Below are 21,558 nucleotides of genomic sequence, written 5' to 3' on the forward strand. Positions count from 1 at the left end.
GCACGAACAGGACGGCCACCCAGACGGCGGCGAGGGTGAAGCCCAGAGGTGCGACGTAACGGCTCATGGGTGTGCTCCGTGGCGACAGTCGGCCCGGTGAGGGGCCGTGGGGGGTCGGGGCGTACGCGCACGAAGTCGTGACCGGGTGCTCCGCCGCGCGGCAGGGCCGCCCCGGCGTGGGCGCCGGAGAGCGGATGCGGTGCGGGGGCGGGAAGCGGGTCAGCCGCGTCGACCGAGCCGTGGCTCAGCGGGGCTGACGGTGGGCCCGGCCACGACTGGGAGGATCGCTATCTCGCACAGCGATCACCTCCTGCGGTCGGCGGGGCCCGGAACGCGGGCGCAGACCGGCCCGCAGACCCGGTGATCGTACACCGGGGGCAGGGGTGCCGCACGCGCGGTCGGCCGGCCCCGCGGACCCCTGCCGGCCACCTTCGGGGCAGACCCTGTGACCTGCTCGGGTTAGCGCTTACCTACCGGTAACCCCTAGGCTCCGACCGGACCGAGAGATCACTGAAGCAGAGGGGGATCCGTGGCCCGTACGGTGCTGGTGACCGGCGGCAACCGGGGGATCGGCCTGGCCATCGCGCAGGCCTTCGCCAAGCAGGGCGACCGGGTGGCCGTCACGTACCGGAGCGGCGAGGCCCCGGAGGGCCTGTTCGGGGTGCGGTGCGACGTGACCGACGCCGAGTCGGTCGACGCCGCGTTCACCGCGGTCGAGGCCGAGCTGGGCCCGGTGGAGGTGCTCGTCGCCAACGCCGGCATCACCGACGACACGCTGCTCATGCGGATGTCCGAGGAGCAGTTCACCCGCGTGCTCGACACCAACCTGAGCGGCTCGTTCCGGGTCGCCAAGCGGGCCTCGACGAAGATGCTCCGGGCCCGGTGGGGCCGGATGATCTTCATTTCCTCTGTGGTCGGCCTCTTCGGCGGCGCGGGCCAGGTCAACTACGCGGCCAGCAAGGCCGGCCTGATCGGCGTGGCCCGCTCGATCACCCGCGAGCTGGGCAGCCGCAACGTCACCGCGAACGTGGTGGCGCCGGGCTTCATCGACACCGACATGACCGCCGGGCTGCCCGAGGAGCGCAAGACGGAGCTGCGCAAGGCGATCCCGGCCGGGCGGATGGCCACCCCGGACGAGGTCGCGGGCGTCGTCACCTGGCTCGCCTCGGACGCGGCCGCGTACGTCACCGGCGCCGTCATCCCGGTCGACGGCGGCCTGGGCATGGGTCACTGAGCAGAGCACGGAGGAGACACGCAATGTCCGGACTTCTCGCCGGTAAGCGACTGCTGGTCACCGGCGTCATCACCGACGCCTCGATCGCCTTCTCGGTGGCGAAACTCGCCCAGGAGAACGGCGCCCAGGTCGTGCTCACCGGCTACGGCCGGCTCTCCCTCGTGGAGCGGATCGCCAAGCGGCTGCCCGAACCCGCGCCGGTGATCGAGCTGGACGTCAGCAACGAGGAGCACCTGGCCGGCCTGGCCGACAAGGTGCGCGAGCACGTCGACGGCCTCGACGGGGTGGTGCACTCGATCGGGTTCGCCCCGCAGAGCTGCCTCGGCGGCGGCTTCCTCGACGCCCCGTGGGCGGACGTGGCCACCGCGCTCCAGGTCTCCACCTTCTCGTACAAGTCCCTGGCCATGGCCGCGCTGCCGCTGATGTCCTCCGGCGGCGCCGTGGTGGGCCTCACCTTCGACGCCACCAAGGCCTGGCCGGTCTACGACTGGATGGGCGTGGCCAAGGCCGGGCTGGAGTCCGCCTCCCGCTACCTGGCGCTGCACCTGGGCAAGCAGGGCATCCGCAGCAACCTGGTCGCGGCCGGCCCGCTGCGCACCATCGCCGCGAAGTCCATCCCCGGCTTCGACCAGTTCGAGGACGCCTGGACCCAGCGGGCCCCGCTGGGCTGGAGCCTCACCGACCAGGAGCCGGCCGCCCGGGCCTGCCTGGCGCTGCTGTCGGACTGGTTCCCGGCCACCACCGGCGAGATCGTCCACGTCGACGGCGGCTACCACGCCATCGGCGCCTGAGATGTAAGGAAGGGCCCCTTCTTAACGCCTCGCGCATAGGAAGGGGCCCTTCTTAACACCCCATGCCCGGGTGGTCACCGCGCCGACCAGGGGGCGTCGCCACGCCGTCACGGCGGGCGAGGAACAATGGTCCTCATGGCGTACGACGCGTTGGTGCTGGTCTCCTTCGGCGGCCCGGAGCGGCCCGAGGACGTTCTCCCGTTCCTGCAGAACGTGACCCGGGGGCGGGGGGTGCCGCCGGAGCGGCTGGCCGAGGTCGCCGAGCACTACCAGCACTTCGGCGGGGTGTCGCCGATCAACCAGCAGTGCCGCGACCTGCTCGCGGCGATCCGCGACGACTTCGCCGCCAACGGCGTCGACCTGCCGGTCTACTGGGGCAACCGCAACTGGGACCCGATGCTCGCCGACACGGTGGCGCGGATGCGCGACGACGGGATCACCCGGGCGCTGGCGTTCGTCACCAGCGCGTACGGCGGCTACTCCTCCTGCCGGCAGTACCAGGAGGACATCGCCTCGGCCCGCGCCGCGGTCGGCCCGGACGCACCGCTGATCGAGAAGCTGCGCCAGTTCTGGGACCACCCCGGCTTCATCGAGCCGCACGCCGACGCGGTCCGCGCCGCGCTCGCCCAGCTCGACCCCGCGAAGCGGGACAGCACCCGGCTGGTCTTCACCGCGCACTCCGTACCGATGTCGGCAGCGGCCTCCGCCGGCCCGCACGGCGGCCGCTACACCGCCCAGCTGGAGGAGGTCGCCCGGCTGGTGCACGCCGCGGCCGCGCCGGACCTGGCGTACGACCTGGTCTGGCAGAGCCGGTCCGGCCCGCCGCAGGTGCCGTGGCTGGAGCCGGACGTCAACGACCACCTGGCCACCCTGCCGGAGCAGGGCGTGACGAGCGTGGTGGTCAGCCCGATCGGCTTCGTCTCCGACCACCTGGAGGTGGTGTGGGACCTGGACACCGAGGCGCTGGAGACGGCCAAGCAGCTCGGCCTGGACTTCGTGCGGGCCGGCACGCCGGGCGTCGACCCGCGGTTCGTGTCGATGGTCCGCGAACTGGTGCTGGAGCGCACCGCCCCGGACAGCGAGCGGCTGCGCCGCCGTCTCGGCGAGCTGCCCGCCTGGGACACCTGCCCGGCGTTGTGCTGCGTGCCCCCGGCGCGCCGGCCCTGAGCCCGACCCGACGACACCCCTGGGGACGACACGATGCTTGACCGTAAGCCGGTGCAGAGCTGGCTCACCGACATGGACGGCGTGCTGGTGCACGAGGGGCAGCCGGTGCCGGGCGCACCGGAGTTCGTCAAGAAGCTGCGCACCTCCGGCAAGCCCTTCCTGGTGCTGACCAACAACTCCATCTACACCCCACGTGACCTGCGGGCCCGGCTCGGCCGGATGGGGCTGGACGTGCCGGAGGAGGCGATCTGGTCCTCCGCGCTGGCCACCGCCCAGTTCCTGGCCGACCAGCGGCCGGGCGGCACCGCGTACGTCATCGGTGAGGCCGGCCTGACCACGGCCCTGCACGCGGTGGGGTACGTGCTCAGCGACTTCGCCCCGGACTACGTGGTGCTGGGGGAGACGCGCACCTACAGCTTCGAGGCGATAACCAAGGCGATCCGGCTGATCAACGACGGCGCCCGGTTCATCTGCACCAACCCGGACGCCACCGGCCCGTCGATGGAGGGCGCGCTGCCGGCGGCCGGCTCGGTGGCCGCGATGATCTCCAAGGCGACGGGCGTCGACCCGTACTTCGTCGGCAAGCCCAACCCGATGATGATGCGCTCGGCGCTGAACACCATCGACGCGCACTCCGAGTCGACAGCGATGATCGGCGACCGGATGGACACCGACATCCTGTGCGGGCTGGAGGCCGGCCTGGAGACGATCCTGGTGCTCACCGGCATCAGCAGCCGGGCCGAGGCCGAGCGGTACCCGTACCGTCCGTCGCGGATCGTCGACTCGGTGGCCGACCTGATCGACGAGGTCTGAGCCGGGGGTCTGCGGCGCTAGAGCCGCAGCGGCGCGTTGCAGGCGGCCACCAGCGCCTGCCGGCAGGCGGTGGTCAGCGGCCGCAGCGCCGCGTCGCGCTGCTGCGCCTCGTAGGTGTTCACCGCGCCGCCGGGCGCGCTCTCCCCGGCCAGGGCCAGCACCCGATCGAGTACGGCGGCGCGCGCGAACAGCCGGCGGGCCCGCGGGTCGAAGCCCGGCGGCAGGTCGGTGCCTCCGTCCGGGCGGCGCAGCGCGGCGAGCGCGCCGGCCAGTTCGGGCCGCCACTGCGCGACGTCGAGGCGGGTCAGCGTGGCGGTCGTCTCGGCGAGCACGGCGGACAGTTCCGCTTCGGCCTCCGCCGCGCCGGGCGTGGCCAGGGACGCCTTCGGCGCGTCCGCCGGCAGCGGGTGGACCCGCCACAGCACCGTCTCCCAGGTCATCCCCGACCCGGACGTGTGCGTGCGGACCTCCGGCACCAGCCCCATGCCGCTGGCCACCACCGCCTCGCCGGCCACCAGCGCCGCCCCGGCGAACGCGCCCGGGCCGGGCAGGCCGCGCGGGTCACCCGGCGCGGGCAGCACCAGGCGGATGTCGTCCGGGGAGTGCTTGGCCAGGGTGGGCAGCGCCTCCCGCAGCGACACGTCGGTCCAGGTGCCGGGCGCGTCGGCGACCAGGTGCTCCTCGTCGCCGGCGACCGCGTCGGCCACCTCGTCGAACGGCACCAGGCCGGCTCGCCAGGCACGCACCCAGGCGACGAACCGGCTCGACCGGCGCGGAGCCAGTGTGGCCGCGCCCGCTGCGGGGGAGGACATGCCGAAAGGGTACGTGCTCCGCGCCGCTGCTGTCTCGGCTGCCGCTCCGGTGGCGCGACCTGCCCCCAACTAACCCCTTCGCACCGTTTCGTGCCGACGGATGACGGCCCGGTCGGCGCGTCGGCGAGCGACACGCCGAGGTCGTGGTTAGCGTCTCCGGCATGGCGGGGCGATACGACGGCGACGTGCTGGCCGGCGACTGGCGGCGACGGAAGGTGACCCCCGAGGTCGACGCCGAACCCGACCTGGTGGTCGAGGACGCCGACTCCGGGTTCTGCGGCGCGGTCGTCGGCTTCGACGCCGGCGCGGTGGTGCTGGAGGACCGGCACGGACGGCGGCGCAACTTCCCGCTGCTGCCCGCCGCGTTCCTGCTCGACGGGCGGCCGGTCACGCTACGGCGTCCGGCCCGTGCCCCGGTGCCCGCGGCGCGCCGCCGTACCGCGTCCGGGTCGATCGCTGTGGACGGCGTACGGGCGCAGGTCGCCAAGGCCAGCCGGATCTGGGTCGAGGGCGTGCACGACGCGGCGTTGGTCGAGCGGATCTGGGGCGACGACCTGCGCATCGAGGGTGTGGTGGTGGAACCGCTGGACGGCATCGACGCGCTCGCCGACGAGGTACGCGCGTTCGCGCCCGGCCCCGGCCGCCGCCTCGGCGTACTCGTCGACCACCTGGTGCCCGGGTCGAAGGAGAGCCGGATCGTGGCCCGGGTGAACTCGCCGCACGTGCTGGTCACCGGCCACCCCTACGTCGACGTGTGGCAGGCGGTACGCCCGGCCGCGCTGGGCATCGCGGCGTGGCCCGTGGTGCCGCCGGGGCAGCCCTGGAAGGAGGGCGTCTGCGCGGCGCTCGGGGTGGCCGAGCCGGCCGACATGTGGCGGCACATCCTGTCGCGTGTGGACAGTTTCGCGGACGTGGAGACGCCGCTGATCAACGCGATGGAGCGTCTGATCGATTTCGTCACCGAGCCTGTCTGACCGGTCGCGAGTGGTTGCGGTGGGGGTCCGGGGGCGACCGTGCCCGGCTCCGGGCGGTCAGGCTTGATCCCTGCGCCGGTCACGGTCGCCCCCGGACCCGCCGTGCGCCGGCGGGCGGCGCGCCGATCTTGCAGTTGTGGCCAGGGCAGATCGGTCATAACGGGGTGAATTGAGGGCTGCGAGTGCAAGATCGGCGGGCCAGCCAAGCCAGGCTGGGCGGACCGCAAGCGGCGGGGGTTAGGGGAGTTCTTCGGGGGTTCGGGTCAGGACGAAGGTAGCTATGTCCAGGGCCACCGGGGTGCCGGAACCGTCGCGGATCACGGTGAGGATCTCGCCGTCCTGGGAGCCGGAGCGGCCCCGCCACCGGTCCGGGCCTTCGGGGGTGAAGCGCAGCTGCGGCCTGCCCACCTGGCCGCCGACCAGGTCACCGGCGGCGTCGACGCGGAACTCGTACTCGCCGCCCATCCACCACCAGCGGCCGGTCAGCGCGGCCACGTCAGCGGCGGGCGGGTCGGCGGGGCGCCAGGGGGTGGGCGCGGCCGGTTCGGCGTCCAGCACAAGCGTGAGCGCCTCCCGGTCGAGCGCGCCGATGTGGTGGCCGCGCAGGCCGTACGAGTTGGCGAAGTTCACCACTGCGGTGCGTGTAGGCCGGTGCACGGCCAGGCCGGCGACGTACCCGGGCATCGAGCCGCCGTGCCCGACGTGCACCCGGTCGCCGACCCGGTATAGCTCCACGCCGAGGCCGTGCCCGCCGCTCCACGTGTCCAGGTCGTTGATCACCATGGGGGCGCACATCTCGGTGAGCGTGGCGGGGGAGAGCAGCGCCGGGTCCGGGTCGGCCAGGAACGACGCCCAGCGGCCCAGGTCCTCGACGGTCGACCAGAGCTGCCCGGCCGGCGCCATCGCCCCGCTGTCGGTGAGTGGCTCCTCCCGCAGCGTCTCGTGCCAGGGGTGTACGACGTAGCCGCGGGCGTACGGCTCGGTGGGGTGGTACGTGGTGCGGCGCATGCCCAGCGGCGCCAGCAGCCGCTCGGTCAGCAGCTCCGCCCAGGGCGTGCCGGTGATCCGTTCCAGCACGCCGCCGAGCAGCCCGTACGCGAGGTTCGAGTAGTGGTAGACGAAGTGCGGCGGGTGGGCGATCTTGTCCGGCGTCAGCCCGGCGAGCAGCGTCGGCAGGTCCGCGCCCTCGGTCCGCTCCCACCACTGGCCGTCCGGCTCGCGTTGCAGGCCGCTGACGTGGCCGAGGAGCTGGCGGACGGTCACCGAGCCGACCGGGGTGCCGGGCAGGTGCGCGTCCAGCGGGTCGTCCAGCGCCAGCCGGCCGGCGTCGCGCTGCTGCATCACCAGCACCGCGGTCATGGTCTTGGTGATCGAGCCGATCCGGTACTGGAGGTCGGCGTCGGGGCGGGGCGTCTCACCGGCGACGGCCAGGTGCGCCAGCCGGCCGTCGCGGATCACGCCGAGGGCGAGCGAGGGGCCCCGCCCCTCGGCCTGGGCCCGGGCGACCAGCAGGTCCACCTGACGCGCGGTTTCGGGCAGCAGGGCCATGTCGTCCTCCTCGTCGGCGGTGGGCGCGGTACGCCGAGCCGAGCCTAGCGATCATGACAGTTCGATGACACGTGCGTTGACGTGTCAGGATTGTTCTCGTGGACGCCGTGTTCTGGATCGTTCTGGGTGTGGTATTAGCGGTCGCCGAGATCTTTACGACGACGCTCTTCCTGATCATGTTCGGGGTCGGAGCGTTCGCCGCTGCCGGCGCCGCGGCGCTCGGTGCGCCGGTGGCGTTGCAGGCGGTGATCTTCGCCGTGGTGTCGGCGTTGTCGGTGGCGGTGGTCCGTCCGGTGGTCCGGCGGCACGCGCGGCCGGCGATCGAGACCGGGGAGCAGCCGTTCGGGATCGAGGCGCTGGAGGGGGCCACTGCTGTGGTCCTGGAGCCGGTCGACTCCGAGCGCGGCATGATCAAGATTGATGGTGAGCTGTGGACGGCCCGCTCGTACGACGCGACGCGCGCGTACGCCGAGGGTGAGCACGTGCAGGTGATCAAGGTCCGGGGCGCTACCGCCCTGGTGTGGCAGGACGACATTTCCACCCCGGGCGAGCTGCCCGAAGCGAAAAGGTGAACGGTATGGAGTTTCTGGCGATCCTGATGATCGCGGTGGCGTTGATCGGTGTGGTGACGCTGTTCAAGGCGGTGCGGATCGTGCCGCAGCAGCGGCAGGACGTGGTCGAGCGGCTCGGTAAGTACAAGCGCACGCTCAACCCGGGCCTGAACCTGCTGGTGCCGTTCGTGGACGCGGTGCGTACCAAGGTCGACATGCGCGAGCAGGTGGTCAGCTTCCCGCCCCAGCCGGTGATCACCTCCGACAACCTGGTCGTCTCGATCGACACGGTGCTCTACTTCAAGGTGGTCGACTCGGTTCGCGCCACCTACGAGATCTCCAACTTCCTCCAGGCCATCGAGCAGCTCACCGTCACCACGCTGCGTAACGTGATCGGCTCGCTCGACCTGGAGCGCGCGCTGACCAGCCGCGAGGAGATCAACCGGCACCTGTCCGGCGTGCTGGACGAGACCACCGGCCGCTGGGGCATCAAGGTGACCCGGGTCGAGATCAAGGCGATCGAGCCGCCGCCGAGCATCCGCGACTCCATGGAGAAGCAGATGCGCGCCGAGCGGGACCGCCGTGCCGCGATCCTCAACGCCGAGGGCCACAAGCAGTCGCAGATCCTCACCGCCGAGGGTGAGAAGCAGGCCGCGGTGCTGCGCGCCGACGGTGACCGGCAGGCCCGGATCCTGCAGGCGGAGGGCCAGGCGAAGGCGATCCGTACCGTCTTCGACGCGATCCACACCGCCAACCCGAGCCAGAAGGTGCTGGCCTACCAGTACCTCCAGGCGCTGCCGCAGATCGCCAACGGCACTGCGAACAAGGTCTGGATCGTCCCGACCGAGCTGACCAAGGCCCTGGAGGGCATGGGCGGCGCGCTGGGCGGGCTCGCCAACATGGTCGGCGACCAGCCGTCGCCGGAGGCCGCCAAGAGCGCCGGCGAGGTCGAGCGGGAGGCCGCCGAGGCGGCCCAGGCCGCGGCCATCGCGGCCCAGGAGATCCACGACGAGGTACGAGTGGCGGAGGCGCAGGCCACCGGCGGCAACGCCCCGCAGGGCCTGCCCGCGCCGGAGCCGGTTTCGCCGGCGAGCCTGGTGAACGACCCGGCGGACCAGCGCGAGCGGGGCTGACCGGCAAATCCGAGAATCCCTCATACGGCGCTCCGGCGGCTGCCACCATCGGTTTCAGGACGGGTGGTGAGCAGGGCCGGAGCGCCGTTTGCGCGTCCCGGGCCGCCCGCGGCGCGAACGAGGTGAGGCATGAAGGACCCGGCGAACCGCCTGTTCTCCCGTACCCCGGTCCCCGGCGCGCACGACCCCGCCGGACCGATCGGCTCCCGGCGTACCGGAGGGGGGTTCGGGGTCCTGCCGTTCGTCTCCGAGCCCGGCCGCGGGGCGCCGGCCACCGACGCGACCTGGGCCTGGTCGGTCCGCCGGTTCGCCCGCGCGGCGGTCTGGCTGCTGCCGGCGTACGCGGTGCTCTACGGCCTGGTGGCGATGGCCAGCGACGGCGGGGTGGGCAACGACCCGTACCCGGCCGACGGCCGGCCGCTCTACCTGGTCGGCTGGGTCGCCTCGGTGTGGCTCGGGCTGCTCGCCCTGCTCGCGCTCACCGGCCTGCTCGCCGCCACCCGCTGCCGCCGCGTCGCGCTGGCCGGGCTGCTCGCCAGCATCGGCGGGATGGTGCTGATGCTGCCGTTCGCCGGGCTGGCCGAGCAGACGCCGGTGTTCGGCGTGACCGCGCGCGGCATCGTGCTGTTCGGCGCGACCCTCTACAGCGTGGGCTGGTTCCTGACCGGCTGGTCGGTCGCCCGGTCCGGGATGTTCTCCTACGGCGACGGGACCATGCTGATGATCGCCGCCCCGCTGCTCGGCCTCGGTGGCGCGCTGATCGGCTCGCTCCAGACGTTCGGCGCGATCTTCGTGCTGGTCGCCGGCATCGGCATCGGCTACCGCAGCGGCCGCCTGGTGCCCGAGACCATCGCCCGGGACGCGGCCGCCGCCAGCGTCGCCGCCGCACCCGTGCCGCCCCCGTCACCGAAGGGCCCACTCGGGGCCGGTTGACCGGTTCGGAGCTGGACAGTCGCCGTGAGGTAACTGACAGTTGCCTGGCGAGGTGGCCGGTAGGCGGCATCCGTGGCAATCCTGGAGTCCATGCCGTCTCCCCGGTCGCCCCTGTCGCGGCTGCTCACCGTGCTGCTGGCCGGCCTGCTCGCCGGGCTCGTCCTCGCGGTCGCCGCCCTTCCCGCCGGCCTGCTCGGCGGGTTCGCCGCCCGGGCGGCGCTCGGCACGTACGCGGACCTGCCCGACGCGCTGCGCACCCCCGTGCAGCCGCAGCGCTCCTACCTCTACGCCAACGACGGCACCACGCTGATCACCACGTTCTACGACGTCAACCGCACCGACGTGGCGCTGGACGAGATCGCACCGGTGATGCGGCAGGCGATCATCGCGGCCGAGGACCGGCGGTTCTACTCGCACGGCGGCGCGGACCTGCGCGGCATCGCCCGCGCGCTCGTGGCGAACGTCAAGGGCGGCGGCACCGAGCAGGGCGGCTCCACGCTGACCATGCAGTACGTCCGCAACGTGCTCAAGACCGACCCGAACCGCACCGCGGAGGAGCGGCAGGCCGCCACCGAGCAGACCGTCGGGCGCAAGCTCCAGGAGATCCGGTACGCGAACGCGCTGGAGCAGTCGCTCTCCAAGGACGAGATCCTCAACCGCTACCTGAACATCGCGTACTTCGGCTCCGGCGCGTACGGCGTCGCCGCCGCCAGCCAGCGCTACTTCGGCAAGGCCCCGGCCGACCTGACGCTGGGCGAGGCGGCGCTGCTCGCCGGTCTGGTCCAGTCGCCGGAGGCGTACAGCCCGATCGACGGCGACCTCGACCAGGCGCTGGTCCGCCGGGCGTACGTGCTCGACGCGATGGCCGAGACCGGCGCGATCACCGCCCAGCAGGCCGCGGCGGCGAAGGCGCAGGCGCCCACGCTGCGCCCGACCGCCCAGCCCAACGGCTGCACCGCCACCGCCCAGGGCCACGACGACTGGGGCTTCTTCTGCGACTACCTGCGCCGGTGGTGGCTCACCCAGCCGGCCTTCGGCAGCACCCCCGAGGAGCGCGAGCAGGCGCTGCGCCGGGGCGGCTACCGGGTCGTCACCACGCTCGACCCGAAGATCCAGGAGACCGCGCAGGAGCAGGCCACCAAGGTCTACGGGTACGGCAACAAGCGCGCGCTGCCGATCGCGGCGGTCGAGCCCGGCACCGGCCGGGTGCTCGCCATGGCGGTGAACCGGCACTACAGCCTCGACGACAACCCCGCCGGGCAGGCCAACTACCCGAACACGGTCAACCCGCTGATCTCCGGCGGCGCCAGCGTCGACGGCTACCAGGCCGGTTCGACGTTCAAGATGTTCACCATGCTGGCCGCGCTGGAGGCCGGCAAGCCGCTGTCCACCGGCTTCGACGCCCCGAGCCGCCTGCCCACCCGGTACGCCTCGGACGACGAGGGCAACTGCGACGGCACCTGGTGCCCGGCGAACGCCAACCCGCAGTGGATGGACGGCTACCGGATGATGTGGGACGGCTTCGGCCGCTCCGTCAACACGTACTTCGTCTGGCTGGCCGAGCAGGTCGGCGAGGACAAGGTGGTGGAGATGGCGCAGCGCCTCGGCATCACCTTCCGGGCCGGCTCCGACGCCGCGTTCGCCCGCGACCACGCCGCCGACTGGGGCGCGTTCACGCTGGGCGTGGCCGCCACCACCCCGCTCGACCTGGCGAACGCGTACGCGACGGTGGCCGCCGAGGGCACGTACTGCACGCCGCTGCCGGTGGTCTCGGTGACCACGCCCGACGGCAGCGCCGTCGACGTGGGGCAGCCGGAGTGCAAGCGGGTCCTCGAACCGGACGTGGCCCGCGCCGCCACCGACGCGGCCCGCTGCCCGGTCGGCCAGCAGTCCGCGTTCGAGCAGTGCAACGGCGGCACCGCCACCGCCGTCGACCGGATCGTGGGCCGCCCGGTCGCCGGCAAGACCGGCAGCTCGGAGCGGAACGCCACCGAGACGTTCGTCGGGTACACCCCGCAGGTCGCCGTGGCTGGCATCGCCGCCAACCCGGACGACGTCACCGACCTGGTCGGCTCCGCCGTGCAGGCGAAGGTGATCGACGCGGTGGCACGGACCATCAGGACGGCGGTCACCGGCGAGCCGGTGCGCGACTTCACCGCCCCCAGCCGGAAGCTCGTCGGCGACCCGCAGCGTCCGCAGCCGCCCCGGCGGACCGAGCCGGACCGCCGCGAGCAGCGCGAGGACCGCGAGCTGCCCTCCGACGTGCTCCGCTGGCTGCGCGAGCGCGGTTAAGGAAGGGCCCCTTCTTAACGCCTCCGGTAGAGGAAGGGCCCCTTCTTAACACCGCACCCCACCCGCGCCCACGACGGCGTCCACCGCCGCGTCGAGCGCGGCGGCCACCTCGTCCAGGGTGGCGTCGCCGTCGAGCGTGACGAACGAGCCGAACTCCGGCAGCGCCCGGTACGCGGCGTCCAGCGCGCGCAGGTGCGCCAGTTCCTCGGTGTCGATACCCCGTGCGGCCACCCGCCGCTGCGCCACCTCGGGCGAGGTGGCCAGGAAGCACACCACCGCCGGGCGCGGAAACACGGCGTACGCGGCGCGCGCCACCCGCCGTCCCCGGTCGCCCCGGGCCGCCATGATCACGTCCTGGCACCAGGTCCACCGGTCCAGCACCGCGACCCGGCCGGTCAGGCGGGCCACCGCCACGGTCCGGGCCATCGCCGCCGCGCGCACCGTCGCCTCCAGCGCCGGATAGACGGTACGGCCGAACAGCGCCACCCCGTCCGTCCGGCCGAGCGCCCGGGCCAGCCGGTTCCACAGTGGCCTCCCACCGGCGTTCTCGAAGTACCGCGCCCGGACACCGCGCCGGCGCAGCCGTTCGGCCAGCGCCTTCGCCTGGGTGGTCTTGCCGGAGCCGTCGACGCCGATCAACGCGATCATTACCGGTCGGGTCACGTACCCGGATGCTAGCGGCGCCCGCCAACGGCCGTTGATGATCGACTTGTGATCGACCGATGACGCTTGGCGACAGGCTTGGGCTCGTCTTCCGCGGTATCGCGGAAGGCGTACCCGAATCGAGGAGGCGTCCATGGAGAAGGCCACGATCGAGCAGGCCGGCAAGAAGAAGCTCTCGCTGAAGGTCCGCAAGCTGGAGCGGCTGGAGACCACCGTCATCCGCGAGAGCAACGGCGCCTGATCCGCCGCCGGCACCCCGGTCGCCATCACGCACGCCCGGCGGCCGGGGTGCCGCTTTCCCGCCTTCCGCCGAGCGTTAGTGAGGTTGCGGTACCCATGCTCAAGCCGCGCATCAAGAGCGTCCACGAGCCCTACACGCTGCCGGGGAACCGGCTGATCATCGGTCTGATGCAGTACGGCGTCGCCTCGGAGATCCAGGACGACGAGGACGGCACGATCGCCCGCATCCTGACGTTGCTCGACGGCACCCGGTACGTGTGGGAGGTCTGCGAGGACCTCGCCGAGACGCACCCGGGCATCGACGACGAGAGCGTCCGCGAGGTGGTGGACCAGCTCATCGCGCAGGGCTTCGTCGAGGACGCGGCGGCCCCGCTGCCCGACGGGTTCACCGTGGAGGCCGCGCAGCGCTACGACCGGGCCCGGCACTTCTACGCCTGGATCGACACCCAGCCGCGCCGCTCGCCCTTCGACGTGCAGGCGCGCATCGGGCGGGCCCGGGTCGCCGTACTCGGTCTCGGCGGCACCGGTACGGCGGTCGCGGCCGGACTCGTCGCCAGCGGCGTCGGCGGCCTGCACTGCGCCGACTTCGACGTGATCGACCAGCCGAACCTGACCCGCCAGCTGCTCTACACCGAGAGCGACCTCGGCCAGCCGAAGGTGAAGGTCGCCGTGGACCGGCTGCGGGCGATGAACTCGCACGTCGAGGTCACCGGGGAGGAGTGCCGGGTCCGCTCCGCCGACGATCTGGTGCCGCTGATGAACGGGCGGGACGCCTTCGTCCTCTGCGCGGACCGGCCCGTCGACCAGATCCAGGACTGGACGAACGAGGCGGCGTTGCGGACCGGCACGCCGTGGTTCATGGCGCTCTACACCGGGCCGATGACGGTGGTCGGCTCGTTCATGCCGGGTCGCACCGGGTGCTACACCTGCCTGCGGCGGCGGCCGGACAAGCACGAGATCCAGACCGACGGCACGCCGTTGCGCGGCGGGGAACGACCGAACGCGGTGATCGCCGCCACCGCGAACGTGACCGGTCACCTCTGCGCGCTGGAGGTGCTCTACCACCTCGGCGGGCTGCCTCAGCAGGTCGCCGGGCGGGTCTTCCACCAGAACGCCGCGCGCTGGGACCACCACTACTTCATCGACGTGCCGCGGGACCCGGACTGCCCCTCGTGCGGTCCGCGCGGCGCGTGAGGACCGGGCGATGACGACCACCGGCGTCGAGGCGGCGCCGGACCTGGGCACCGCGTCGCGGGTACGGTTCCACCCGCTGCGGATCCGGCCGTCCGACGACGACCCGGACTCGGTGGTGGTGGGCCGGCCGGAGGTCGGCGAGTTCGTGGAGCTGCCCGCGATCGGCGCCCGCGCCGTGGAGCTGCTCGACGGGGGAGCGCCGATCGGCGTGGCCGAGGAACGGATCGCCGCCGACCACGACGTGGACCTCGACCTCGTGGACCTGGTGCTCGCGCTGCGGGAGGCGGGCCTGGTGGCCGAGGTAGACGGCCGGCCCACCGGCGGCGCCCGCCGCGAGGACCGGCCGCACCTGCCCTGGCTGCGGGCCCGGCACGTGCGCTGGCTGTTCGGCCCCGCGGCGAAGGTGGCCTACCTCGCGCTGGTCGCGGCGACGCTGGCCACAGTGGTACGCCGTCCCGAACTGCTGCCCTCGTACCGGGACTTCTTCTGGACCGGCTACGTCGGTCTCGCCGTGCTCGTGAACACCGCGCTGTTCTCCGTGACGGCAGTGCTGCACGAGTTCAGTCACCTGGTGGCGGCCCGTTCGCTGGACGCGCCGGCCCGGATCCGCTTCGCCACCCGGCTGCACCACCTGGTCCTGGAGACCGACGTGACGGCGATCTGGTCGGTGCCGCGCCGCTACCGGTACCGCGTGTATCTCAGCGGGGTGCTCTGGGACTTCGCCGTCGTGTGCGCCGCGCTGCTGGTGATGGCGTACGCCCGCCCGCATCCGCTTGCCGAAGGGCTGCTGTCCGCAGTCGTCCTGGTGGTCGTCATGTCGATGGCGCTGCAACTGCACGTCTACATGCGCACCGACTGCTACTTCGTCCTGCTGGACCTGCTGCGGTGCCGCAACCTGTTCCAGGACGGTTTCGCGTACGCCCGGCACCTGCTGCGCCGGGGTCTGCACGCGGCGTTTCCCGGCCGGGTGGCGGCGTCCGCCGGGGATCCCACGGCCGTCCTGCCGCCGCACGAGCGGCGCGCGGTACGGATCTACGCGCTGGCGGTGGTGGCGGGCAGCGCCGTCGCGTTGTCCAGCTTCGTCCTGTTCGGAATCCCGATCGTCGCGCACGGCGCGATCCAGGCCGGCTCGGCCGTGCTGGCCGGCGCGACCGGCGGAAGCCTGCTCGCGGCCGTGGACGGCGCGGTCGTCCTGCTGGTCGAGGGCACGCTCCAGGCGATCTTCCTGGTCACGTTCTACCGCCGTCACGCCCGACGACGCCGGACGCGCGCCACCTCCGGCCCGGCGCCGCAGACCGCGCCGGAGCCGATCGGCTGACCGGCGGCGACGACCGGACACAGTGGTGGGTCCCCCCGGCCACCGCTGGGACGCGCCACTGTCTGACCTCGCGCGACCTCGTCTAGGGTGGGCCGGAGGGCGATCATGAAGTGGTCGCCCGGGTCCGCGCGCTTCGGGGGGAGCGAATGGTGCCGGCGGTCATGTTTCGGCTGCTCGGCCCGGTCGAGGTTGGCCTCGACGATCGGACGGTCCGCGTCGGTGGCCCGCGCAGTCAGGCAATGCTCGCCGCGTTGCTGCTGGAGGCCAACCGGATCGTCCCGGTGTCCCGTCTCATGGACGCCGCGTGGGGCGGCCATCCGCCGGCGAGCGCGGACGTCCAGGTCCGCAACCGGGTCGCGGCGGCGCGACGGGCGCTGCGTGCCGCCGGTCTGCCCGGCGACGTGATCGCCACCCACGGCTCCGGGTACCTGCTCACCGTTGCCGACGGTCAGCTCGATCTGGACGTCTTCGAGGAACGGGTACGCCGGGCCGAGGAGAGTCTCGACCGGGGCGGCGCCGCGGAGGAGGCGGTGTCCGAGCTGCACGCCGCGCTGGCGATGTGGCGCGGTCCGGCGCTCGACGGCCTGCGTACGCCGGCGCTCACCGCGGCGGCGCAGCGGCTCGACGAACGGCGGATGACTGTGGTCGAGCGCTGCCTCGGCCTGGAGCTGGGCCTCGGCCGGTACGACGGAGTGATCGGCCGGCTCACCGAGCTGGTCGAGGCGTACCCCTGGCGGGAATCGCTCGTGGGTCAGCTCATGCGGGCCCTCTACCTGGCGGACCGGCAGGGCGAGGCGCTGGACCGGTTCGACCAGCTGCGCCGCCGCCTGGCCGAGGAGCTCGGCGTCGACCCGACGGCGCAGCTGACCCGGCTGCGCGACCTGATCCTGCGCAACGACCCCAGCCTGCGGGCGGCGGCCGACGCGGTGCCGGTCGTCGCGCCGCAGGACCGCCCGCCCGCCTCCGGACCGCGCCCGGCGGAGGGGCCGCAGGGGTCCGCCGGACCGCACGGGTCCGCCGCCACTGACGACGTCCCCGATGCGGTCGGCACCGAAGCCTCTGACGCTGCGGGGGAGTGGGCCGGACGCCCACCGGTCCGGATGCTTCCGGCCGGCCTCACCGACTTCGTCGGCCGGGAGGAGCAGCTGACGGCGGTCCTGGCGTGGCTTCCGCAACGACCGGCGGTCGCCGTGACGGCGATCAGCGGCCTGCCCGGCGTCGGCAAGACCGCGCTGGCGGTTCGGATCGCCCACCACCTCGGCCCGGAGTACCCCGGTCCGCACCTGTACGTCGACCTGAACGGGCACGAGCATCCGTCGCCCCCGGTCGAGGTGCTCGGGCGGTTCCTGCGGGCGCTCGGCGTGCCCGGCGCGGAGATCCCGGCGGACCTGGAGGAACGCGCCGCGCTGTTCCGGGGGGCGATGGCCGAGCGGCCCGGCCTGGTGCTGCTGGACAACGCGGCCGACGCGGCGCAGGTGCGCCCGCTGCTGCCTGGGACGGACACCGTCGTGCTGATCACGAGCCGGCGCGCGCTGGTCGACGTCGACGGCGCCCACCAGCTGCGGCTGGACCCGCTGCCCGAGGCGGACGCGCTGCGGCTGCTCGCCGGCATCATCGGCGCGGACCGCGTCGCCGCCGAGCCCGGCTCCGCGTCCGACGTCGTCCACCACTGCGGGCTGCTGCCGCTGGCGGTGCGGATCGCGGGCGCCCGGCTGGCGATACCCGGCGTGCTGTCGCTGCGGCAGGCGGCGGCGCAGCTCGCCGAACTCTCGCACCGGCTGGACCATCTCACCCGCGCGGACCGCAGCGTACGGGCGGCGTTCCACTCGGCGTACGTGGCGCTGGACGCGCCGGCCCGCCGGCTGCTGCGCCGGTTCGCGGTGCTGGACCTCGACCGGGCCCCGCCGTGGCTGCCCGGCGTGCTGCTCGACGACGAGGCGAGCGCGGCGGACGCGGTCACCGGTCTGGTCGAGGCCAACCTGGTCGAGGTGACCGGGCCGGACGAGCTGGGCCAGGTCCGCTACCACCTGCACGATCTGGTCCGCGCGTTCGCCCGGGAGCGCGCCGCGCGGGAGGAGGGGCCGGGGGAGCGGCCGGAGGTGCTGCGACGCGTCTTCGGCGCCTGGCTGACCCTGACCGAGCAGGCCCGGGTGGCGCTGAGCCAGGAGGGCGGCGCCGTCATCGTCGCCGACCTGCCGAGGTCACCGGCGCCCACCGGTGAGCACCTGCGCGACCCGAAACGCTGGTTCGGCGCCGAACGGGCCGCCCTGCTCGCCGTCATCGAGCAGGCCGCCGCGACACCCGGCCTGGAGGACTACGCCTGGGCGCTGGCCTGGCACTGCGACTACTACCTCTTCGTGGACGCCCGGCTGGACGAGCTGACCCGGGTCACCGAGACCGGGCTGGCGGCCGCCGAGCGCCGCCGGCACCCGGAGGGGACCGCCCGGCTCCGGCTCTGCGTGGCGTTCGCGGCCCTGTCTCGCAGTGACCTGGAGGCCGCGCTCGGCTACGCGCAGGCCGCGGCCGCGGCGGCCGAGCCGCTCGCCCAGCCCTGGCTGCGGGCCGACATCGCCGGCGTCGAGAACCAGGTGTACGAGGGACTGGGGGACCGGGCGTCGGCACGCGCCAGCCTGGTCCGCTCCATCGAGCTCTACCAGGAGGCCGGCGACGAGGTGGGCGCCGGACCGAAACTTGTCCGGCTCGGCATCCTCCAGTTGCAGGAGGGCGATCCGGCCGCCGGGGAGACGCTCGAACGGGCGGTGGCACTGCTGCGGGCCGCCGGCACGCCCCGGCCGCTCGCGTTCGGCCTGCGCGCGTCGGGCCGCTGGCACGACCACCGTGGCGCGGTGGACGAGGCCCGGGCGGCGTACCTGGAAGCCGTGGATCTGGTCCGGCGGCACGGTGACCGGCTCGGTGAGGTGGCGCTGCTCAGCGAGGTCGCCGCGATGCTCGCCGGGCACGGCCGGCTGGGCGAGGCGGCCGGGTACGCCGACGCCGCCCTGACGCAGGCCCGGGAGACGCGGGCCGCGGCGTATCTGGCCTATGCCCGGTACGCCCAGGGGAGGATCAGCCTGATGTCGGGCGAGCCGGCGCGGGCGCGGGTCCTGCTCGAACAGGCGGCCGACGACCTGACGGCGAGCCCGCCGTTGCAGCTGGAGGCACTGATGGACCTGGCCCGGGCGGTGGAGCGGCTGACCGGGGCCGAGGCCGCCCGGGACGTCTGGCGGCGCGCCCACCAGGTGGCCGCCCGGATCGGGGCCACTGCCACGGCGGACGAGATCGAACGGCGGCTGGCCGGACCGTAACCTGACCGGGAGCCGCCGGCCCGGCCGACAATCGGCGCGACCGGGTTGTCGGATCCGGCCTGCCGGCTCCGACCCACCGGCGAGCGCGCCCGACCGGGACGCGCCGCAACGCGGAGGAACACATCATGGGCACTGTCATTTACGGGGTGCACACGTCGGTCGACGGCTTCATCGAGGGGCCGAACGGCGAATTCGACTGGCCGCAGATGGGGGAGGAGCTGTCGGCGTACTCGATCGACCTGGCCGAGCGGGCCTCCGCCTTCGTCTACGGGCGGCGGGTGTGGGAGATGATGGCCGCCTACTGGCCGCAGGTCGAGTCGATCTCCGACCATCCGCACGACCTGGCGTTCGTGCCGATCTGGCGGCGTACCCCGAAGGTCGTGGTCTCCCGCACGCTCGCCGAGGCCGGCCACGGCGCCCTGGTGGTCGGCGGCGGCGATCTGGCGAAGGAGTTCGCCGAGGTCCGCGAGCGGTTCCCCGGCGACCTGTTGGTCACCGGCGGCACCGGCGCGGCGACGGCGCTGGCCGCGCTCGGCCTGGTCGACGAGTTCCACGTGATCGTGCACCCGGTGGTGCTCGGCGGCGGGCGGCAGGTGCTGCCCGGCCTGCCCCGGCAGAGCCTGCGGCTGGCCGGGACGCGCGCCTTCGACGGGCGGTCGGTGCTGCTGCGCTACGAGCGGGCCTGACGGGTCAGCGCCCCCGGCGGCGGGGCCGGTACGTGGCGAGCGCGGCCGGTACGCCGCGGCGCACGATGCCGGCCCGGTCGCTGTCCCCGCGCAGCATCGCCGCGGCGGTCTTGCGGGCCTGCTCGGCGGTGAAGTGCGGCGGCAGCATCAGCTCGGCCGGGTCCACCACCGCGTTGACCACGACCGGCCGGTCCGCGTCGAGCACCCGCTGCCACAGGCCGTCCACCCGGGCGGGGGAGTCGACCAGCTCGCCGCCGAGGCCCAGCACCTCCGCCCATTTGTGGTACGCCACGTCCGGCAGGTCCTGGCTGTCCGGGAACATCGGCGTGCCCTCGCCGGACCGCTGCTCCCAGCTGACGAACGCCAGATCCCGGTTGTTGAGCACGAGCACCACGAACCGGGGGTCGGACCACTCCCGCCAGTACTTCGCCACCGTGATCAGCTCGTTGACGCCGTTCATCTGCATCGCGCCGTCGCCGAGCAGCGCGATCACCGGGCGGTCCGGGTGGGCGAACTTCGCCGCCAGCGCATACGGCATGCCGCCGCCCATGGACAGCAGCGTGCCGGAGAGGCTGGCCAGCATGCCGGGGCGCACGCGCACGTGGCGGGCGTACCAGGCGGTGGCGGTGCCGCAGTCCACCGCGAGCATGGCGTCGCCGGGTAGCGCGTCGTCGAGCGAGGTGAACAGCGACTGCGGGTTCACCGGGTCGGCGGGCTGGGCGGCGACCTCGCGCTGCGCGGCCCGCCACTTGCCGGTGGCGTCGGCGATCGTGGCCCGCCAGGCGGTCGGGCCCGGCCCCGGGCCCAGCTCCTTGAGCAGGGCGCGCAGCGTCGGCCCGGCGTCGCCGGTCAGGTTCACCTCGGTCGGGTAGCGCAACCCCATCCGGGTGCCGTCGATGTCGATCTGCACCGCCCGGGCCTGCCCCTCCGGTGGGTAGAACTCCGAGTACGGCATCTGGCTGCCGACGATCAGCAGCCGGTCGCACTCGCGCATGAGCTGCCAGCTGGGGCGGCTGCCGAGCAGACCGATCGCGCCGGTCACCCAGGGCTGGCGGTGGTCGACGGCGGCGAAGCCGAGCAGCGCGGTGGCGACCCCGGCGCCGAGCCGGTCGGCGATCCGGCGTACCTCGTCCTCGGCGCCCAGCGCGCCCTGCCCGACCAGCATCGCCACCTGCTCACCGCCGCGCAGCACCTCGGCGGCGCGGCGCACGTCGGCCTCCGGCGGCACCGTCGGCTCGCTGCTCGGCACCGCGCTGGTGTGGTAGTAGCCGTGCGCGTGCGGCGGGTGCGGCACCGCCGGCAGGTCCTGCACGTCGGAGGGGAGGACCAGGGCGGTCACGGTACGCCGGGCCAGCGCGGTGCGGCAGGCCCGGTCCACCAGGTGCCGGGCCTGGGACGGGTCGTCGAGCTGAGCCAGGAAGGCCGAGGCCACGTCCTTGTAGAGCGAGAGCAGGTCCACCTCCTGGTAGTAGCCGCCGCCCTCGGCGGGCAGCGCGGTGTGCCCGAGCAGCGCCACCACCGGCTGGTGGTCGAGCTTGGCGTCGTAGAGGCCGTTCAGCGCGTGGATCGCGCCCGGGCCGCTGGTCACCACCACGCAGCCGAGCGGGCCGCCGCCGTACTTGACGTGCGCGCCGGCCGCGAAACCGGCGGTCTCCTCGTGCCGGACCTGGATGAACCGGGCCCGCCCCTCGGCGCGTTGCAGCGCCGAGGTCATGCCGTTGATCCCGTCGCCCGGGTAGCCGTAGTAGCGGTGCACGCCCCACTCGGCGAGCCGGGCGACCAGGTAGTCGGCGACGGTGGCGTCGCGGGGGAGGTTGCCGTCGTGATCCGCGCCCATCGTGGTCCCTCCGTCGCGTCGGCCCTCCGGCTCCCTTCCCCGCCCGGGGCGGCGGAAACCCGGCCCG

General features: G+C 73.7%; 17 protein-coding genes. 13 read left to right on the plus strand and 4 right to left on the minus strand.

The window, feature by feature from the left end:
• The first annotated feature begins 529 nt into the window (after positions 1 to 529).
• The 4 genes from fabG (at position 530) to ACSDG8_RS27350 (ending at position 4,005) form a co-directional block, all read left to right on the plus strand.
• A complete protein-coding gene (gene fabG / locus ACSDG8_RS27335) occupies positions 530 to 1,234 on the plus strand; it encodes a beta-ketoacyl-ACP reductase (protein ID WP_210895100.1) in 705 nt (234 codons plus the stop codon).
• A 23-nt stretch (positions 1,235 to 1,257) separates the two neighbouring features.
• On the plus strand, positions 1,258 to 2,025 hold the full coding sequence (gene fabI, locus ACSDG8_RS27340; RefSeq protein WP_210895101.1) for an enoyl-ACP reductase FabI: 768 nt from the start codon (positions 1,258 to 1,260) through the stop codon (positions 2,023 to 2,025).
• 135 nt (positions 2,026 to 2,160) lie between these two features.
• On the plus strand, positions 2,161 to 3,192 hold the full coding sequence (locus ACSDG8_RS27345) for a ferrochelatase (RefSeq protein WP_210895102.1): 1,032 nt from the start codon (positions 2,161 to 2,163) through the stop codon (positions 3,190 to 3,192).
• Positions 3,193 to 3,225: 33 nt separating this feature from the next.
• The gene (locus tag ACSDG8_RS27350; protein ID WP_073831343.1) at positions 3,226 to 4,005 is read left to right on the plus strand and encodes an HAD-IIA family hydrolase; all 780 of its coding nucleotides are present in this window, start codon (positions 3,226 to 3,228) and stop codon (positions 4,003 to 4,005) included.
• Positions 4,006 to 4,022: 17 nt separating this feature from the next.
• On the opposite strand, the gene ACSDG8_RS27355 is transcribed toward ACSDG8_RS27350, so the two are convergent.
• Positions 4,023 to 4,817, minus strand: coding sequence for a hypothetical protein (locus ACSDG8_RS27355; protein ID WP_210895103.1), 795 nt, complete (start codon positions 4,815 to 4,817; stop codon positions 4,023 to 4,025).
• A 161-nt stretch (positions 4,818 to 4,978) separates the two neighbouring features.
• On the opposite strand from ACSDG8_RS27355, the gene ACSDG8_RS27360 reads away from it, so the two are divergent.
• Positions 4,979 to 5,791, plus strand: coding sequence for a DUF3097 domain-containing protein (locus tag ACSDG8_RS27360; protein ID WP_210895104.1), 813 nt, complete (start codon positions 4,979 to 4,981; stop codon positions 5,789 to 5,791).
• A gap of 237 nt (positions 5,792 to 6,028) precedes the next feature.
• On the opposite strand, the gene ACSDG8_RS27365 is transcribed toward ACSDG8_RS27360, so the two are convergent.
• Entirely contained in the window at positions 6,029 to 7,339 is a 1,311-nt protein-coding gene (locus tag ACSDG8_RS27365) for a serine hydrolase domain-containing protein (RefSeq protein ID WP_439427337.1), read from the minus strand.
• Positions 7,340 to 7,437: 98 nt separating this feature from the next.
• On the opposite strand from ACSDG8_RS27365, the gene ACSDG8_RS27370 reads away from it, so the two are divergent.
• The 4 genes from ACSDG8_RS27370 to ACSDG8_RS27385 all read left to right on the plus strand — a co-directional run bounded on the left by ACSDG8_RS27370 (position 7,438) and on the right by ACSDG8_RS27385 (position 12,248).
• Complete coding sequence (locus ACSDG8_RS27370) at positions 7,438 to 7,911, plus strand: NfeD family protein (RefSeq protein ID WP_210895106.1); 474 nt, start codon at positions 7,438 to 7,440, stop codon at positions 7,909 to 7,911.
• 5 nt (positions 7,912 to 7,916) lie between these two features.
• The gene (locus tag ACSDG8_RS27375; RefSeq protein WP_210895107.1) at positions 7,917 to 9,023 is read left to right on the plus strand and encodes an SPFH domain-containing protein; all 1,107 of its coding nucleotides are present in this window, start codon (positions 7,917 to 7,919) and stop codon (positions 9,021 to 9,023) included.
• 129 nt (positions 9,024 to 9,152) lie between these two features.
• The gene (locus tag ACSDG8_RS27380; protein WP_210895108.1) at positions 9,153 to 9,956 is read left to right on the plus strand and encodes a hypothetical protein; all 804 of its coding nucleotides are present in this window, start codon (positions 9,153 to 9,155) and stop codon (positions 9,954 to 9,956) included.
• A gap of 90 nt (positions 9,957 to 10,046) precedes the next feature.
• On the plus strand, positions 10,047 to 12,248 hold the full coding sequence (locus ACSDG8_RS27385) for a transglycosylase domain-containing protein (protein ID WP_247678676.1): 2,202 nt from the start codon (positions 10,047 to 10,049) through the stop codon (positions 12,246 to 12,248).
• Positions 12,249 to 12,293: 45 nt separating this feature from the next.
• Here ACSDG8_RS27385 and ACSDG8_RS27390 read toward each other — a convergent pair whose 3' ends face one another.
• Positions 12,294 to 12,911, minus strand: coding sequence for a thymidylate kinase (locus tag ACSDG8_RS27390; protein ID WP_307856110.1), 618 nt, complete (start codon positions 12,909 to 12,911; stop codon positions 12,294 to 12,296).
• Between the two features lie 336 nt (positions 12,912 to 13,247).
• Between ACSDG8_RS27390 and ACSDG8_RS27395 the strand changes: the two genes are divergently transcribed.
• The 4 genes from ACSDG8_RS27395 to ACSDG8_RS27410 all read left to right on the plus strand — a co-directional run bounded on the left by ACSDG8_RS27395 (position 13,248) and on the right by ACSDG8_RS27410 (position 19,654).
• Positions 13,248 to 14,345, plus strand: coding sequence for a TOMM precursor leader peptide-binding protein (locus tag ACSDG8_RS27395; protein ID WP_439427338.1), 1,098 nt, complete (start codon positions 13,248 to 13,250; stop codon positions 14,343 to 14,345).
• Positions 14,346 to 14,355: 10 nt separating this feature from the next.
• Positions 14,356 to 15,663, plus strand: coding sequence for a hypothetical protein (locus ACSDG8_RS27400; protein WP_210895111.1), 1,308 nt, complete (start codon positions 14,356 to 14,358; stop codon positions 15,661 to 15,663).
• Between the two features lie 161 nt (positions 15,664 to 15,824).
• Complete coding sequence (locus tag ACSDG8_RS27405; RefSeq protein ID WP_210895112.1) at positions 15,825 to 18,968, plus strand: AfsR/SARP family transcriptional regulator; 3,144 nt, start codon at positions 15,825 to 15,827, stop codon at positions 18,966 to 18,968.
• A 125-nt stretch (positions 18,969 to 19,093) separates the two neighbouring features.
• Entirely contained in the window at positions 19,094 to 19,654 is a 561-nt protein-coding gene (locus ACSDG8_RS27410) for a dihydrofolate reductase family protein (RefSeq protein ID WP_210895113.1), read from the plus strand.
• Between the two features lie 4 nt (positions 19,655 to 19,658).
• On the opposite strand, the gene ACSDG8_RS27415 is transcribed toward ACSDG8_RS27410, so the two are convergent.
• Complete coding sequence (locus ACSDG8_RS27415) at positions 19,659 to 21,491, minus strand: thiamine pyrophosphate-requiring protein (RefSeq protein WP_210942489.1); 1,833 nt, start codon at positions 21,489 to 21,491, stop codon at positions 19,659 to 19,661.
• Positions 21,492 to 21,558 lie beyond the last annotated feature (67 nt).

Origin of the sequence: Micromonospora sp. LA-10 (genome assembly GCF_051853095.1) — a bacterium.
Lineage (GTDB): Bacteria > Actinomycetota > Actinomycetes > Mycobacteriales > Micromonosporaceae > Micromonospora > Micromonospora echinospora_A.